The organism is Denitrobacterium sp., from assembly GCF_056180635.1.
The window spans coordinates 1-17,282 of the sequence record NZ_JAZZJS010000081.1 but is presented as its reverse complement, the minus strand read 5'-3'; the positions used below and the strand labels follow the sequence as shown (position 1 = coordinate 17,282).

Annotated in this window: 10 protein-coding genes and 5 tRNA genes; 3 read left to right on the top strand and 12 right to left on the bottom strand. The window is 55.2% G+C overall.

What is annotated here, in order from left to right:
* Window positions 1–19: 19 nt before the first annotated feature.
* From AC04P6_RS07680 to AC04P6_RS07645, 8 genes are all read right to left on the bottom strand, one after another.
* Complete coding sequence (locus tag AC04P6_RS07680) at window positions 20–706, bottom strand: site-2 protease family protein (RefSeq protein WP_475566035.1); 687 nt, start codon at window positions 704–706, stop codon at window positions 20–22.
* Window positions 707–799: 93 nt separating this feature from the next.
* Complete coding sequence (locus tag AC04P6_RS07675) at window positions 800–2,896, bottom strand: ABC-F family ATP-binding cassette domain-containing protein (RefSeq protein WP_475566034.1); 2,097 nt, start codon at window positions 2,894–2,896, stop codon at window positions 800–802.
* A 68-nt stretch (window positions 2,897–2,964) separates the two neighbouring features.
* Window positions 2,965–3,039 (bottom strand) — tRNA-Ile (locus AC04P6_RS07670).
* A gap of 1,276 nt (window positions 3,040–4,315) precedes the next feature.
* Complete coding sequence (locus AC04P6_RS07665) at window positions 4,316–6,109, bottom strand: DUF4365 domain-containing protein (protein WP_475566033.1); 1,794 nt, start codon at window positions 6,107–6,109, stop codon at window positions 4,316–4,318.
* An 81-nt stretch (window positions 6,110–6,190) separates the two neighbouring features.
* Window positions 6,191–9,313, bottom strand: a complete 3,123-nt coding sequence (locus AC04P6_RS07660) for an N-6 DNA methylase (RefSeq protein WP_475566032.1) — start codon at window positions 9,311–9,313, stop codon at window positions 6,191–6,193.
* Window positions 9,314–9,499: a type II toxin-antitoxin system RelB/DinJ family antitoxin gene (locus AC04P6_RS07655; protein WP_475566031.1), complete on the bottom strand. Its 186-nt coding sequence runs from the start codon at window positions 9,497–9,499 to the stop codon at window positions 9,314–9,316.
* 525 nt (window positions 9,500–10,024) lie between these two features.
* A tRNA-Val gene (locus AC04P6_RS07650) sits at window positions 10,025–10,099 on the bottom strand.
* A gap of 33 nt (window positions 10,100–10,132) precedes the next feature.
* Window positions 10,133–10,207, bottom strand: a tRNA-Asn gene (locus AC04P6_RS07645).
* A 374-nt stretch (window positions 10,208–10,581) separates the two neighbouring features.
* Between AC04P6_RS07645 and AC04P6_RS07640 the strand changes: the two genes are divergently transcribed.
* The 3 genes from AC04P6_RS07640 to AC04P6_RS07630 all read left to right on the top strand — a co-directional run bounded on the left by AC04P6_RS07640 (window position 10,582) and on the right by AC04P6_RS07630 (window position 12,675).
* Window positions 10,582–10,658: transfer RNA gene (locus AC04P6_RS07640), tRNA-His, on the top strand.
* A 94-nt stretch (window positions 10,659–10,752) separates the two neighbouring features.
* Window positions 10,753–10,828, top strand: a tRNA-Lys gene (locus AC04P6_RS07635).
* A gap of 263 nt (window positions 10,829–11,091) precedes the next feature.
* Window positions 11,092–12,675 (top strand): dicarboxylate/amino acid:cation symporter, encoded by a 1,584-nt coding sequence (locus AC04P6_RS07630; RefSeq protein ID WP_475566030.1) that lies wholly within the window; start codon window positions 11,092–11,094, stop codon window positions 12,673–12,675.
* An 84-nt stretch (window positions 12,676–12,759) separates the two neighbouring features.
* Here AC04P6_RS07630 and argS read toward each other — a convergent pair whose 3' ends face one another.
* From argS to AC04P6_RS07610, 4 genes are all read right to left on the bottom strand, one after another.
* The gene (argS, locus tag AC04P6_RS07625; protein WP_475566029.1) at window positions 12,760–14,484 is read right to left on the bottom strand and encodes an arginine--tRNA ligase; all 1,725 of its coding nucleotides are present in this window, start codon (window positions 14,482–14,484) and stop codon (window positions 12,760–12,762) included.
* Between the two features lie 149 nt (window positions 14,485–14,633).
* Window positions 14,634–15,593, bottom strand: coding sequence for a carbamate kinase (gene arcC / locus AC04P6_RS07620; RefSeq protein WP_475566028.1), 960 nt, complete (start codon window positions 15,591–15,593; stop codon window positions 14,634–14,636).
* Window positions 15,594–15,666: 73 nt separating this feature from the next.
* Window positions 15,667–16,662 carry an ornithine carbamoyltransferase gene (gene argF / locus AC04P6_RS07615; protein ID WP_475566027.1) on the bottom strand — a complete coding sequence of 332 codons (996 nt, stop codon included), beginning with the start codon at window positions 16,660–16,662 and terminating at the stop codon, window positions 15,667–15,669.
* Window positions 16,663–16,754: 92 nt separating this feature from the next.
* Window positions 16,755–17,282: arginine deiminase family protein (locus tag AC04P6_RS07610; RefSeq protein ID WP_475566026.1), on the bottom strand; the 528-nt coding region annotated here is incomplete at its 5' end.

The window sequence follows — 17,282 nt, the reverse complement described above, 5'->3', positions numbered from 1 at the left end:
CCTCTATCCTTACTTATCGCTACGAAATACGGAACGGGAAAATCAAATTGGCAACATTGCCCGCGGTCGCGTCCATGTACACCGAAATGGGATTAATGGGGCTGAAGTACGGGACGACGAAAAGCAGAATCAGCAATACGGGCATGGCATACTGCTGCACCGCATAGTACTGACGCAGGTATTTCTCCGGCAGAATGAACGCGAAAATGCTCGAGCCATCCAACGGAGGAATAGGCAAGATGTTGAAAAACATGAGGTACAAGTTGATGAGCGTAAAGTACGGCAGGAACATTAAGTAAAAGTAAGCGAAGAATTCGTTGCCGTTCGCGATGCTCGTCGTTGCCAGCGGATACAGAAGCCAGGCAACCAATGCGCCCAGAAGCGCCATAACCAGGTTGGCGGCGGGACCAGCCAAACCCACGATCAAATCGCCCTTGCGCTTGTCCTTGAAGTAGCGCGGGTTGTACGGAACGGGCTTCGCGTAACCGAAAATGGGAGCATTCGCCAGCATGAGAATCGCAGGCAGAAGCACCGTGCCGAACGGGTCGACATGGCGAAGCGGGTTCATGGAAAGACGACCCGCGTTTTTCGCCGTAGGATCGCCGAGCTTGTACGCGGCGAAACCGTGCGAAACCTCATGCAGGACGATTGCCGGCACGAAAGCCAGAATCGAACAGGCGTAATATGCAATGATGTCTGTACTCATAGTTGTCCTAGTATACCGCAGGGGCTCATTCCGAAATATAATCCCGCGATTTCACCCGAATACGCGGGACGTATCGGCCATCGGCGCGGCGAACTACTCCGCCGCATCCCTCTGACGTGCCATTTCGGCTTCAAGTTCCTCGTTCAAGACGAACCATTCCTCTTCAGCCGCAGCAAGGCGCTTCTTGAGCTTCGCATGCTCGGCAATCACATCGCTCGAGGCATCTTCGTTCGTGTAGAAATCAGGATCGGCCAAAAGCTCCAGAATCTCCGCGAGCCTCTTATTGTCGGCTTCCATCTGCTTGTCGAGCTGGGCAATGCGCTTGCGATGGTTCTTCAACGCGGCATACGCCCTGTTGCGAGCCTCGGCCTCGCGACGCTTCTGCTCCTTCGACTTGGGAGCGCTCCCCTTAGGCGCAGTGAGCGATGCCGAAGACGCCTTGTCGGGGCGCTCGCCTCGCGGATGGCGATTCACCGTCACATTCGAAGCGCCGCTCTTCTTGGTTTCCTGCGCCTTCGACGCGGCATGACTGCTCGAAAGGCCCGACTTCGACACGGATGCGCCGTTCTCGCGACCGCCCGTAATGGATGCCGAATCCTCCTGCCCGCTCTTGAACAGGTAGTAGTCGTAATCGCCATCGTAGACGGTCACATTGCCAGGCGTGATTTCGATAATGCGATTAGCCACGCCTCGAATAAGATGCCTATCGTGCGTGATAAGCAGAATCGTACCTTCGAACGCCGCAAGGGCCTGCTCCAGAACATCGGCACTTTGGATGTCGAGATGGTTGGTAGGCTCGTCGAGACACAACAACGGCTTAGGCGAAACGAGCATCTTGGCCAGCGCCAAACGGCTCTTCTCGCCACCCGAAAGAACGCCCACGCGCTTTTCGACGGCGTCGCCCTGGAACAGAAACGCACCAAGAAGCGTACGCACTTGGGAAATCGTCCAACCGGGGGCAACGCGATCGAGCTCTTCGAACACGGTATTCCCCTCGTGCAGTTCTTCAAGCTGGTGCTGTGCGTAATACGTCTTATCGACGTGGGCGCCATAGCGAATGGAACCAGCATCGGGCTGAAGCACGCCGGCAATCATCTTGAGGAGCGTCGACTTGCCAGCGCCGTTAGGGCCAACGAGCGCAATCTTCTGACCTCGATAAATAGACAAGTCGAGCTTTTCGTACACCACATGTTCGCCAAACGCCTTCGAAACGCCCGAAAGGTCGACGACCATATCGCCGGTTCGCGGCGGCTGGATGAAGTTGAAATGCACGGTCTTGCGCTCTTCGGGAACGACGATGCGCTCGATCTTCTCGAGCTTGCGAACCCTGTCCTGCACCTGCTTGGCCTTGGTGGCCTTGTAGCGGAAGCGCTCGATGAACGCTTCCATATGGGCTATTTCCGCCTGCTGACGCTCCGCCTGCTGACGAAGGAGCTCGATACGCTCTTCACGCTGCTTCAGGTAAGCCGAGTAGTTGCCCTTGTAGAAGTTAACCGTGCCATTGTCGATTTCGGCAACGCGATCGACCATGTTGTCCATGAACGCACGGTCGTGGCTGACCACGATAACCGTGCCGCTATAGCCACGCAAAAAGCCTTCTAGCCAAGTCACGCTCTCGAGATCGAGGTGATTAGTGGGCTCGTCGAGCATGAGCACGTCGGGGTTGCGCACGAGCAGCTTCGCAAGGGCGATGCGCATCTGCCAGCCACCGGAGTAATCCACCGTGCGCTTCTTCATGTCCTCTTCGCCGAAGCCCAGGCCGAACAGGACGCTGCGCACCTTCGATTCAAGCAGGTAGCCACCCATGGCTTCATACGCATCACGCGCACGACCCGCGGCGGCAAGCTGCTTTTCGGTGGGGTTGTCGCCCAGCTCGGCCTCCAAAGCGCGCAGACGCTCTTCAGCCTGCAAAATCTCCTGCTGGCTGGAAAATACCTCGTCGAACAGCGGGCGATCGCCCATCTCGATGGCTTCCTGCTCCAAGTAGCCAACCGATGCACCCTTTGCAAACAGAACACGGCCCTCATCAGGCTCTTCGTTGCCGGTGATGATATTGAGCATCGTCGTCTTGCCCGCGCCGTTAGGACCAACGAGCGCAAGCCTATCAAATGCCTCGAGTTTGAACGTGACGTCGGAAAAAAGCGTACGCGCGCCGAACGACTTGGATATATGCTCAAGCTGAATAATCATCGGAGAATAGAAACCCTCACACACTAAAACGGGCCAGCCGAAAACGACTGACCCGATGCAATTCTTCGTGGTGGGCCCGGCCGGACTCGAACCGACAACCAAAGGATTATGAGTCCCCTGCTCCACCATTGAGCTACAGGCCCGTGAACACGTAGTATAGCGCAACTGACTTCCACGCCAAACCTTCTACATGCAAGAAAGCGAATCGCCTATCCCTGGCTCGCCCACTACGTACTTACTACGTACTAGTAACGCAAAGTAAACTGGCCAGGAAAAAGAAAACCAGCTCAGAAAGCTAACTCTGAGCTGGTGTTTTGATGGTGGGCGTTACAGGGATTGAACCTGTGACCTACTCCGTGTGTGAAATATACTCGATATACCAGATTATTACGTACGATACCAAACGGTCAGTTTGAATCCTGGTCAAAGTGCGAGGATGAAATACGAAAACATCAAGTGTGTCCGGTCACTTGCAATCCAAAATGTAATCTAATCCCCGCCCAATGGCAATATATTCTCTTTGGTTGTCAACCCCATCAGCGGAGTCCTAAAACTGGGATACATTTTACCGCTTACAAAACAGCTGGCAGAAGTCCTGAATTCTGCCAGGGTCAGGCAAGTGGGGTTCTCCATGGACAAACCTTGGACAAACCATGCCCGGCGGTTACGTGCTAGATTCTGAGCAGTGGAATTAGGTCACAGCCCAGCAGTTGTAACGTGCATATCGGAACACCTCAGCAACGGATGCGACGACCTCGCACTTCGAGTCCATATCAACATAAGTGTAAATATCCATGGAGATCTGGAAGCTGTACTGGCCCGCTAATTCCTGCATCGCCTCGGGGTGCACACCCTGAATTGCGAGCAATATCAGATAAGCATGGCGAACCTCGTGAAGGGCAGCCTATCGAATCCATATTCGCCACGACCCTCGGTCCACCAACGACTGAGATTCGTTGGCAGAATGCGAGTGCTACAGTCGCCCGAGATGACGGGGCTGTCGTTGGTCTGCCCAATGTAGCCCTCCTCCGGCTTGGACCACTGGTTGGTGCGGGCGTAACGCTTGAACTATGCTTCCTTGTATGCCTTGAGCACTTAGATGGTCTTTGTCTGAGAACGAAAGGGCGGGTGCCAGCCTTCGCCTTTCTGTCATTGAGGTTGCCCAGATTATCGTAAGAATGGCGAATGTCGGCAACGCGGCGATCGAAGTCAATGTCACCACAGGAAAGGCTGCAGATTTCGCCACGACGAAAACCAATGGTGATGGAGGGCAGGTTCGCGCACCCACAATCGAGCTCGGGCTCGAGTGATTCGAAGAACTTGTGAGCCTGTGCGCATGGGCTGCGGCAGACTAAATTCAACGACGCGCGCTCTTCGGTTTGGATTCGCTCTCACCGATGTTACGGTCGCCCGTTCTTCTTATTTAAAGAAGACAGCAATCGGATAGTCTTCAATCTGTTTCCGCTCATCGTTCGTGCAGCGATCGAGACAGTTGAATGCCATATCTAGATTACCAAGCAGGGCATACGCTGCCGCTTTGACATATGACTGACTGCTGTCGATGGCAATGTCTTGGAGCCGCTTCTTCTCTTCGACGGTCAAATCGCGCTTGCGCTTGATCGTTTGCATAAGGTTGAGGTAATGAGTCTCCGAAGCGCGGTCGGCTTCGTATAGTTTCCTAGCCAGTATAGCTGCGGTCGCCAAGACCTCTTCCTGCTGCAAGCAGCCCTTGTCATATGCGGAGAGCATTTCGAGAAGCTTCTGGTTGAGCGGATTCTGGCTGCTCGCAGTAATCGGGAATCTTTCGAACGCCCGCTCAACTTCCTCTGGAACTAGGTTAACTATCCTTCTATAGCCCTCTTCGCCAAGCGCCACTATCGGTGGAACGGGGTCTGACACGAACTTTGTCTCCCCGGTCGCTTCGTCTGGACCGCCGAACACGAAAAACAAATCCCCTGAGAAAAGGTCCTTGAACTCATAGGATCCATCTTCGTGTTCATGTGCAAGCGCGAAGACGTACGCATCCTGTATGTCGAAATGAATAAGCGGAGATTCAAGCTTTTGGCCTATCAGGGCCTTCTTCTCTACAAGTAGACGCCGCATGAAGCTGAAGTCGTCAAGCTCCTTTTCGCTTAAAGTCGCCGGATCCCAGTCGGCGTGTATGTGAAGGGCGTCCAGTGTGTCGACTAACCGACTGTACGCTTCCAGCAATTCTTCTAGGCGCATGCACTGAGCATCATCAATGCTGCCAACGTCCGCCAAGACAACGTTATCGCCATTCAAACTCATGATGCCCGTCCTTGAGAACTCATGCATGAAACGTACGGTGGCGTAACGCGTGCGCATACTGCCAGACACGGTATAGTCAATCCTCGACTTGCACTTCGCAAGCAGCATGCGGACGCCTTCGAATTCCAGAAACTCGCCCTCGTCGGACTGGCCGGCAAATACGGTCGTCCTAAACGAGAAGTCGCCTGAACCGACTTCTGCTTCCACGCCCATGGCGAATGCCGATACATCGCCCATTTTTCCGAATACTGTGAGATGCCCCTCTTGGTCCTCGCCATAAATATACGGGCCCTCTCGGAACCCGCCCAGCGTGGTGACGGGCTCACCAGGGAACAGCTGCATAGAGAAATTGAACGACCTTATGTTGGGTGGTAGCTTGAAGATCTTGTCTAGATATCCATAGCCTGAAACCTTGGCCTTTAGCTGCTTCTCCCGCTCCGCCCTGAATGCCATTACAAGACGTATAATCTCCTTCGGTTCCGTCGGGAACGGCTTGAACGGAACTGATACCTTCTTCTGGCCCTCCCTCGTATCCGCAAGAATTTGGGTGATGTCATATGGCAGAAGCTGCACGCAGTACACATCTTTCCCGACGATATAACCTTGCGGCGCACCAACGGACACGCAGAAAAACAGAACACCATGAAATACGTCGAGATAGCGTCTGAGGTTTTCAACCTCAACCTGGTATTTCACGTAACCACGCTTATTCAACGTCAGCTTGCGGGTCGTTCCTTTGATCTGAACATCAACCTTGCCGATGAAGTTCTGGATAGTCAATTCAGATGATTTGTACAGCTCAAGAGAGCCGTCTACGAGGATATTCTTATCATCGTCATCGAGCTTATCGTCTATGCACTCGCATGGCTGGATAAGGTTCTTTACCGCGAGGACGGCTGCTTTTTCGATTTTCTTTGAATCCACCCGTCCCGCATATACCAATTGAAGCCCTTTCTAAAATCATGCCGTCAATCTAAACCCGCTGCCTTACCTGCGTATCCACAGTCAGCTTCCGCATACGATACAGGCAACCAGTTCGTCCAGCCTACGCTCGTCACTAGCCGTCGGCTCGACACCATTGCTAAAACGCTTTCCCATCTCGCTAAGCTCAGCCATTCGAGCGTCGCCGGCTTCAAACTTTGGAATCTTGAAGTAATCGACAACGCTCGTTCCGAGACTCAGCGCTGATGCGTATGCTCCGATTGCCCCCGACACCGATGACGAGTTGAGGAATGCGGTGAGATAGGCAGCCTCGGACTCGGTCTGCACCGGGATGAAATAAACCTTGTGGTCAGGAACGACCGTCCTCTCTGTCCCATCGGGCATTCTTTCGGAACCAACATAGGCGGCAACGAAGTTGGAGCCCGACATCTCCTTCCAGACCACCTTATACGGAGCAAACGTATACGCGCCAACGGTCCAAATGGACCAGAATGGCTTGCCTCGCTGGAAGCGACGGTAGCTCGACCTTGTCTCAAGTGTGTCTTTGAAGCGGGCGAGGAACCGAAAGAGCCGTGGCGATGTCGCGGGAAGTCGCTCATCTCCGAACATGCCAGTCTGAGGCACGACGACACAGCTTCCAAGAGAGGGCGACGCGCTGAACCTCGACACTTCGCGTCCACGAAGCAACGGGTAGACGTGGGTGCTCTCGACGTCGGCAATTATGCGAGGCAGGGACCGCCTTCCATTGCTTGGATCATTCGATATCCTCACTAGGCCAGGCACGCTCGACGCATGTGCGCTGACAAAGTAGATGCCATTCGCATCCGTGGTGACACCCTTCCGCGCAGAGTAGTCCTTTACGGACGAAGCAGCGTCCATGATCTGCGACCAGACAGGTAATTGCTCGCTTGACCCCACGAGCCATGGGCCGTCGATAGTGCCGGGAACAGGCATGGCCTGTTTCTGCGCAGGAATGGAAAGAAGCTCGTTTCCCGTTGGCTTCCCCTTTGGTTTGCGATACTCGCGATATACGACAGGATACGCCGTTCTCTCGCCATTGCGCCTGATGACGAGGAGCGATGGCCAGTTGGCCACACCCTCGAATGGGCGGATTGCCTTGTAGTCCTCAACGAGCTCGACACTCATGCTCTCTGTTGTGCCGTCGTCGTGGTGAAGCGTCCAGCGCCTGAAGCCTTGACTGGACTCGTTCTTGAAGACCGTTCCCGTTATGAGGAATGCAAGTGTTCCGCCCGGACGCACGAACCTCTCCAAGGCATGGTACGTGACGACGGTGGAAATATCGGATTGGATGCCGCCAACCCAGTTGTCTTCGCTGAATATGTCCATCCGCTCGCAGAGCGGCTTGACGAACTCGGCATACGGGCGCGGAAGGTCGCTCCACTTGACCCAAGGGGGGTTGCCCACGACGTAGTCGACATCATGCACGCAACCTGCCTTGATCCTGTCGAAGAGGATGAAGCACCAGATGCCGTTCCAGTGATTCCTGTGGAGCTCAACGAGATCGGTTATCGTTCTTGCGAGGACGCTCTTCATGTCAGCATCCAGGAACCTTACGGCTACCGACATCGCCTCAAGTGCCAAGCCGATGTCGTTGGCCTCGACATTCGAGTCCACGCAAACGCGCAGATGGTCCATGACGTCGTAAAAGTCTGGGGATATCGCCATCTCGTAGGGAATGGCGAACGTCTTCTCGCCCTTCTCCGTCAAGATGCTGTGCGTAAAGACACCATCAACGGGATCGGCCGTGTTTATAGCATCTGCCAGGAACACGGGCAGGAGGGTCTTTTCGGACTCAGAGAAATGACCGGCCAAGAACACCACAAGAGACGCACGTGCGGTCAATACGGCAAGCGGATTGAGGTCAAAGCCGTACAGTCCCTCGAGTATCTCCTTGGCCGTATTACGTGGATGTGCCGCCTCAAGCCGCCTTTTCACGGCTTCAAGCAGGAACGTACCACTACCGCATGTGGGATCGAGAAGAGAGTCGTACATGTCCCATCCCGCCATGTCGATCGCATGCGCAGCTAGCCAGTCCGGAGTGTAGTACTCGCCCAAGGCATGGCGCATGGGTGCGGGCGTGAACTCCATATAGAGCCCCTTAAACAGGTCTATCACGGACTCGGAACTCTTTCTGGTCACGTCAAAGTCCATCGAACTAAGGTTATCTAGCAGGACTTGCAGCTTGTCTGTCAATGAGTCGGCAACATCTGGCCCTAGGTACCACGAAAAGAAATCCGTGGTAAGCATGTTCTGAATGCCCTTTAGTTTGAAGTACCTATCGCTCTCTACGTCCTTGAGGAAGTCGATTGACGAGGTGTTTGACTGAATCGGGCTTCCACCCCCGTCCATCAGGGCGTGAACGGCGCACACTTTTGCAACGATTGCGATGTAGGTATTAAGCGCGAAGACATACGCCTGGGCATGCTCTTGATAGTTTACCCCATGCATGGCAGAGGCTCCCGAGAGATACGTCTGCAGCCGTTCTGAGCTTATCCCGTCTACCTGGCCGAAAAGGCGGGCCCACTCCGTGAATATCAACTTTGTTCGCGTGGTCTTCGAATTGCCTATCGCATTGACAACCGCCTGATACAGCGAGGGAATGACGCCCTTGCCAACCTCCGTGTCTGGGCCGATGAACTGTTTGAGCGCCATGGGGCTGACGAGCGGCTTGCCGCCTCGCTCGATGAGCATAAGCATCCTATGAAGACAGGCCGCGTCGAAGGCCCTAGGGTCGTCCCAGAAGAACTCGCCGTCGCGCACGTCGCCAAACGATATCGTCTCTCCATCCCATACCACGAGGGAGTAAGCTCCATTGCGCCTGCCCTCTTCCTCTGCCAGAAGACCACAGTAGTCCTCTGCCTGCTGGCGCGCATGTCGGAGCTGAGCTCCTTCCATACAATTGAACGATCTGGGAGGTTCGTACTCAATGATTGTTGACCCATGCACCGCATCCAATCGATAGCTTCCGGATCGGAACGAATGCTCGTATGTATACGGGTTCCAAAAGATGCCACAAGAGGAACAGATCGTTTTTAGGATGTCTTCGATCTCAATTTTTAGCTGTTCCTCATTTTGGGATGCCTGAGCGGCCTGGAGTATCTTTGAGGCATACGGTACGAGCTCGGCAATGGGCGGTATTGAAGCTGTTTCTGCTGTGTTGGTCATCTATTCCCCGTCTTCCTCGCTATCTAGGATGACAACATCAAACGGCATGCCTTTGTGCCTCACCACAGCGCGTAGGAATATGTTTACCGCTGCTGATAGAGACAGCCCAAGCTCATCGAAGATCTCGCTAGCCTGCTCTTTTACTTCGGGATCAATCCTGATCGTGGTGGTTGGAACCTTAGTCATGGCTCGCCTTTCGGTCGCCGCGTGAGTTACATTGTACATCACATTGTGAAAACAGCAGAAAGAGATGCATTGGCTGGACCGTGACCATCAATATCACCAATGGCTCAGCCGTTAAAACGTAAGCGGCTTGCCACACTCGCGATGCCGTGGAAGTCCGACGGCACGAAAACCGTGCAAGATCCCACGCTCGCAATCTGCCCTTCGACTTCCGCCGCAATGGACATGGGCATTCCCTTCCGTCTGTGCTTGTCAGAATATATATACTATTTCTGACAGTATGCAACGAACCGATTGTATCGGCGGTCGCAAATCGCAACTGCCACCCCACGCCTACTCCATATCTAGATGTATTCGAGCAATCAGCGCGCTAGCGACGCCAAGCAGCGGCGCGCGCTCCTCGACTAGGCCTGGCTATCCGGCATCATTAGGTACTTTTCACGCGCTAATGTAATCCAAATGCAATCCACACGAGCTAGAAAAAACAAAACCAGGCCAGAGGATTCACCCTCTGACCTGGAGTTTTGATGGTGGGCGTTACAGGGATTGAACCTGTGACCTACTCCGTGTGAAGGAGTCGCGCTCCCGCTGCGCCAAACGCCCGATATAAAGAAGCCAATTGGCTTTGAAAACAAATGGCTCCCCGGGTAGGATTCGAACCTACAACCCTCCGGTTAACAGCCGGATGCTCTGCCGTTGAGCTACCGAGGAATCTTTCGCACTTGCAACGCGCAAGAAAGGATTATACGCGAACCAAACCCTTTGGCAACCCCCTTTTTTGTGGATTCATCTTCACATTTTCGAAGACGACGCTCGCCCATTCATTCGCAATATAAGGTTATGCGCGCGCGTATGTACGCACCATAGAGCAGGGAAAACTTTTTCGAGGAACCCCTTCCTGGGCGAAGCGCGCAACAACCCCGCATCTATCCGATAGCGGAAGAATGAGATTCGCAAGCATCCCTCAACGCCTGCTTCATCAGACCGCTCAAACGCGCACTTTGGCCAATTGTGCATGATTCGTGATGAGCAAATCTTTTGTTGCCCCCTCCCCTAACGGCCGCTATAATCTCTCCTTGCGCACGGTGGATGTGGCCTAGTTGGTTAGGGCGCCAGATTGTGGCTCTGGAGGTCGAGAGTTCGAATCTCTCCATCCACCCCAGCGCAAAACTTTTTAAAAAAGTTCTTGCAAAGCAAGAGCGGTTGTCCTAAAATAGCGTTCGCCGCTTTTCGAAGGGCAAAAGACATATGAACATGGACCGTTAGCTTAGTTGGTAGAGCAGGGGACTCTTAATCCCAAGGTCCGGGGTTCGAGTCCCCGACGGTCCACCATTTCGAATTCTTCTAAAGCTCCTGCTAAGGGGCTTTTTTCATATCTGGATAGCCAATCCAGCACCACTATCCTCTCCCTCATTCATCCACAATTTGGATGCACGAAAAAACTCATGGCCTTAGGTCTATCCTGCACCGTACTGTTAGCAGACCCAAATGCCAAAACAGCTCAGACGCTAGTATAATGTTGCTAATGAAGTTGCATTAACCACGGCAGATTATGAAGGAAGACGGGTGCGCCGGTTTTCCGGCAAAATCCTCCTATGGCTAAGAACGAAGCAATAACAGTCAAGGCGAATGAAACGGGCTTATCGCAAGCTCGTGATTTCGTGGAGAGCGCTCTTGCGGGGCGCCGTATCACTGCCTGCAGCCGCACCGAATTCATGGCGCTTTTCAACGCGCTTTTTCGGCATGCCGCATCTCAAATCGACAACGATAACGCCGAACTAGAGGTCAGCAGCACCATCGCGCTAGACCACAGCGACATTGAAATCACGTTTCCAGGCAAGCGATTCACGCTTCCCGAAGAAGATGGACAAGCGGATTCCGAAGCAGGGCTTCTCCATGCATTCTCCGACAAGTATTCCTGCACGTATAAATATGGCGACAACATCATCTCCATTTCGGCGGGCAAGAGCTTCTGGAGCATCATCCTCCCCAGCCTTCTCGCCGTCGTCATGGCGGTCATCGCGGGGCTCGTGCTTGAATCTGCGCTCGACGAATCAGGACGGCAGCTACTGGCAACGGAATGGGTAGCGCCTCTCGAAAAGCTTTTCACCAACGCCATGCTCATGATTGGCGCACCGATGACGCTCTTCTCGCTGCTCAAGAACGTAACCGATTCCTTCATAGTGGCCGACCGCAATTCCACATCGCGTAGCCTATTCGTCAAGGCAGTGTCGTCATCGGTAAGCGTGGTCATCCTTGCCCTCATCATGGGCTTCGCTTTCGCCCAATGGGCCCTCTCATCTACCGGCGTAGCAGAGCAAGTTGACATAGGATTCGCCAATTGGACGCTCGCCTCGGCAGTGGACCAGATTATTCCATCGAGCATCATCGAACCCTTCGAAACCATCTCCCCTATCCCCATGATCGTTGTAGCGCTCCTCGTCGTCGGCGCACTCAATTCAATAGGCAAGAGCTTCGATCTGCTGAAATCGGCGATTGACGCCTTATACAGCCTGTTCTCCAGCATACTCAATATCCTGATGACCGCATTCCCCGTGGCGTGCTTCCTACTATTCCTAGAGGTTCTCCTGGCGAAAGACGGCATAACGAATTTCCTGGAAATCCTATTCATTGGCATCATCGTCTTCGCATGCACGATTCCATTGCTTGCCGTATACGCTCTGCGACTGAGAGCGCGAGGCATCCAAGTGCGGGGGTTCGTACGGAAGCTTTGCCCCCTTATCAAGGAAAACTACGTGATGGGCTCCGTAATCGACGCCGTACCCTACAACACGCGCTATTGCGCGAAGCACCTAGGGCTATCAACTGAACGGCTCAAGAAGGAGCTGCCGGTATTGGCGCAGACCAGCCTTGATGGCAATTGCTTCATCCTCATGCTGCTCGCGGCGATTTACATTTTCGTTGCCAATTGCGAAGTATCGTGGTTCAACATCGCGGTAATAGCCCTTGTCGTAATATTTCTGTCATTCGGTGCACCCAACCAACCCGGGTCCATCCTCATCGGTATGTTGATCATCTTGACGTACCTTAATTCCGACGTGGCCATTTCCCTGGCATTGTGCTTCGAGCTATTCTGCGGCGGCCTTCAGAATATCTTGAACGTCATCGGCAGCGTAGTCATGGTTGCGGAAAACGAGCACGGAGGGGCAGAGCGCTAACGCAGAAGGCGCAACCTCATATCACGCACTAAAAAAGCGGCGGGGTCCTTCCCCGCCGCTTCAAAACAAGGCTGTGAGATGAGCTTACATCTTTTCAGGAGCCGTAATACCCAGCAAGCCAAGACCAAGGGCCAGAACGATGCGCGTGGCGTCGCAGAGCGCCAGTCGGGCATTGCGAAGCTTCTCGTCTTCCACGTTCACGTGGCAGTTGGTATAGAATCCATGGAACAGGCCAGCCAGGTCCTGGCAGAAATGCGTCATGCGGAACGCGGCGCGGTCGCGTGCGGCAAGCTGCACGAAGTCGTGAAGCGTCTCGATCTTGCGCATGAGGGCGATTTCGGAAGGATTGGTGAGCACCGAAAGGTCGATGCCCTCGGGCAGAACCTGGGATACGAGCTCGTCCATCGTGATTTCGCCTGCTTCGGCCTTCTTGGCGGCCTCTTCGGAAGCGGCCTTGCGAAGGATGGAGCAAATGCGCGCATGAGCGTACTGCACGTAGTAGACGGGGTTGGAAGCGTCTTTCTTCTTGGCAACTTCGATATCGAAGTCAATCGTCTGGTCGGCACCGCGGGAAAGCATGAGCCAACGCGTGCTATCGACGCCCACTTCTTCGATGAGCTCTTCGAAGGTGACCATTTCGCCCGTACGCTTGCTCATGCGAACCGGTTCGCCGTTACGGAACAGGTTAACCAGCTGGCCGAGCATGACTTCCAGCGCACCAGGATAGCCCCAGGCGGCAAGCATGGCCTCGCAACGGGCGATGTAACCATGGTGGTCGGCGCCCCACAGGTCGATGAGGTGATCGAAGCCACGCTGCATCTTGTTATAGTGATAGGCAACGTCGCTGGTGAAGTAGGTGTACTCACCGTTGCTCTTCTGGAGAACGCGGTCTTTGTCGTCGCCGAAAGCAGTGCTCTTGAACCACGTGGCACCGTCCTTCTCGTACAGGTACCCACGCTCGTCCATGGCTTCCAGGGCGCGGTCGACCTGACTCTTGCCCTCTTCGTCTTCCACGTAGAGAGAACGCTCGCTGAACCACTTGTCGAACGTGGTGCCGAACGTATCGCAGATGCGATGCTGCTCGGCGAGCTCATACGCGTAGGCGCGCTCGCGGAAGTTCAGGAGACGCTCTTCCTCATCGGCGTCTACCCACTTATCGCCATCTTTGGCGATAATGGACTTGGCAATATCGATAACGTAGGTGCCAGCGTAGCAGTTTTCGGGCAGAGGCACGTCATGACCGAGTTCCTGCAGGTAACGGGCAACTACGCTGCGGCCGAAGTTGTCCATCTGGCTACCGTGGTCGTTGATGTAGTTTTCCTCGTACACCTTGTAGCCAGCATGGCGAAGCACACGAGCCGTGGCGTCGCCCAAAGCAGCCCAACGGCCATGGCCCACATGGAACGGACCCGTGGGGTTAGCGCTGATGTACTCGATATTAATGTAGTTGGGGCCTTCGATTTCGCCCTTGCCGTAATCGAGGCCTTCCTGGCGAACCTGGGAAACGACGCCCTGGAACACCGCGGGAGCAAGAGTGAAGTTGATGAAGCCGGGACCGGCGATTTCGCAAGAAGCAATGGTGCCGTTCTCGGGAAGATGATCGACGATAATCTGCGCGATTTCGCGGGGGTTCTTCTTGGCGGCCTTTGCCAGGCGCAGCGCCACGGTAGAAGCCCAATCGCCGTTATTCGTATCACGAGGTCGCTCTAGAGCAGCTTCCGGAATCTCGTCGAGGGCGAGCGATCCATCGGCAACAGCAGCCGAAAGACCCTGGCCAACAAGCTGTTCAAGTTGTTCGCGAATCTGCATGGTTGTTTTCCGTCACTTCCTATTACGAATGCACATTGCGGCTATTCTAGCACCCGATTCGGGAAATGACAGTGCATATAGAGCAATCTAGACAAAAAGGGGCTGCATCCACGAATGGATGCAGCCCACTACAACCAAGTTAAACCGTGCTAGTCGAGCGTGATGACCGTGCCGGTCTTGCCCTCGAGGCCAGCCGCAGCGCACTCGAGGCTCGTGATGAGAGCCTTGCCCTGCGGGTAACGGCGCACGTAGTTGATGCAAGCCTGAACCTTGGGCAGCATGCTGCCAGCAGCGAACTGCTCCTGGGCGATGTACTCCTCAGCCTCGGCAACCGTCATGTGGGAGATGGCTTCCTGGTTCGGCTTACCGAAGTTGATGCACACCTTCTCGACAGCGGTGAGGATGACGAGCATGTCGGCCTTGAAGGAAGCGGCCAGCATAGAAGCGGAGTTATCCTTGTCGATAACAGCCGGAACGCCATGGTAGCTGTCGTTCGCCTCGATGACGGGGATACCGCCGCCACCGGTGGAAACGACGATGTAGCCAGCGTCCATGAGGTCCTTAACGGCGTCGAATTCGACGATGCGCTGGGGCTTCGGCGAAGCGACGACGCGACGCCAACCGCGGCCGGCGTCTTCCTTCACGGTGCAGCCGGTCTTCTCGGCCAGTTCCTTGGCCTCTTCCTCGGTCATGAAAGCGCCTACGGGCTTGGTGGGGTTCTCGAAAGCGGGGTCGCTGGGATCGACAACCGTCTGCGTAACGACGTTAGCCGTGGAACGCATGATGCCGCGATGTTTCAGCTCGCCGAGGATGGCCTGAGACAGGTGGTAACCGATGTAACCCTGGCTCATAGCGCCGCACTCGGGGAAAGGCATTGCGGGAACCTTGTTCGCGGGATCCTTGCAAGCGGCGTCGAATGCGTTGTTGATCATGCCGACCTGGGGACCATTGCCGTGCGTGACGATGGTGTTAACACCCTCGCCCACCATGTCGACGATGTGGCTGGCGGTGTTCTTTACGAGCTCGAGCTGCTCTTCGGGGGTGTTGCCCAGAGCGTTGCCACCGAGGGCGATAACAACGGAGGGACCTTCACCTTTCTGATAAGGCATGGTTGTTCCTTTCAAATGACGGGGCCAGCCGCTGGGGCCGGCCCCGAAGAAATCGATACAGCGGTAAGGCTAGTTACGACAGGGTCGCGTACATGATGGCCTTGATGGTGTGCATGCGGTTCTCGGCCTCATCGAAGACGCGGCTCTGAGGACCTTCGAAGACCTCGTCGGTAACTTCCTGCTCGGTGATGCCGAACTGCTTGGCCTTTTCAGCACCGATGACCGTGTTGGTGTCATGGAAGCTGGGCAGGCAGTGCAGGAAGATGGCGGAAGGATCGGCCATGGCCATGACCTCGCTGGTTACGCGGTACGGGGTGAGCTCGGCGATGCGAGACTCCCAAACCTCGTCGGGCTCGCCCATGGATACCCAAACGTCGGTGTAGATGCAGTGAGCACCCTTAACGCCTTCGGCAACGTCCTGCGTGAGGGTGCAGGTGCAGCCGTTCTCCTCGAAGAAGGGCTTGGTGGCGTCGATAACGTCCTGAGCAGGCATGCAGGACTCGGGGCCGCAGGCCACGAAGTTCAGGCCCAGCTTGGCGCAAACGACCATGAGGGAGCGAGCAACGTTGTTCTTGCAGTCGCCCATGAAGACCAGCGTCTTGCCCTTGATGTCGTAGTTGAAGTTTTCCTGCATGGTGAGGATGTCAGCGAGCATCTGGGTGGGATGCCATTCCGTGGTGAGGCCGTTCCATACGGGCACGGAAGCGTTGGCAGCCAGTTCCTCGACGTCGCTCTGAGCGAAGCCGCGGAATTCGATGCCGTCGTAGAAGCGGTCGAGAACGCGAGCGGTGTCCTCGATGGACTCCTTCTTGCCCATCTGGCTGCTGCCGGGATCGAGGTAGGTCACGCCCATGCCCAGATCCATAGCGCCAACCTCGAAGGAGCAACGCGTACGGGTAGAGGTCTTCTGGAACAGCAGAACAATGTTCTTGCCCTCGAGGTAGCGGTGAGGCGTACCGGTGAGCTTCAGGTTCTTGAATTCGCGGGAGAGGCGAAGCAGGTAGTTGATTTCGTCGGCGGTGAAATCGAGAAGCTTCAGGAAGTCGCGACCGCTCAGGCTAGTAGGCATAATATTGTTCCTTTCTATTTCGCCCTGCGTATACGGGCGTTAACTAAAGAGTTGGTTGAACCGCCATGCGGTTCGAAGGCGTGGCGTAACCCTTACAGGTCTTCGCGCCAAGCAGGCATGCTCATGCAGCGCGGGCCGCCACGGCCGCGAGAGAGCTCGCAGCTGGGGATGACGACCAGTTCAAGACCATTCTTGTACAGGAAGTCGTTGGTGACGTTGTTGCGCTGGTAGACGCAGATCTTGCCAGGCTCGATGCACAGCGTGTTGCTGCCGTCGTTCCACTGCTCGCGCTCGGCGGCGATGCGATCGCCGGCGCCGCACTGCAGCAGCTGGACGGGCTGACCCACGTACTTCGTGAGGATGGACTCCAGGTCGGAGTCGAGGCGCTTGACGTTGATCTTGCCCTCGGCACCCTTGGTGAGCTCGAAGACCGTCAGCGGGCCCAGGATGCCCGGGTGGATGGTGAACTTGTCGTGGTCGATCTGCGTGAACACCGTGTCGAGGTGCATGAACGCGCGGCTGTTCGGGATGTCGAACGCCAGGATCGTGTCGATGCTGGAGCGCTCATCGTGGAAGATGCTCTGGGCGAGCGTGTCGATGGCGTCGGGCTCGGTGCGCTG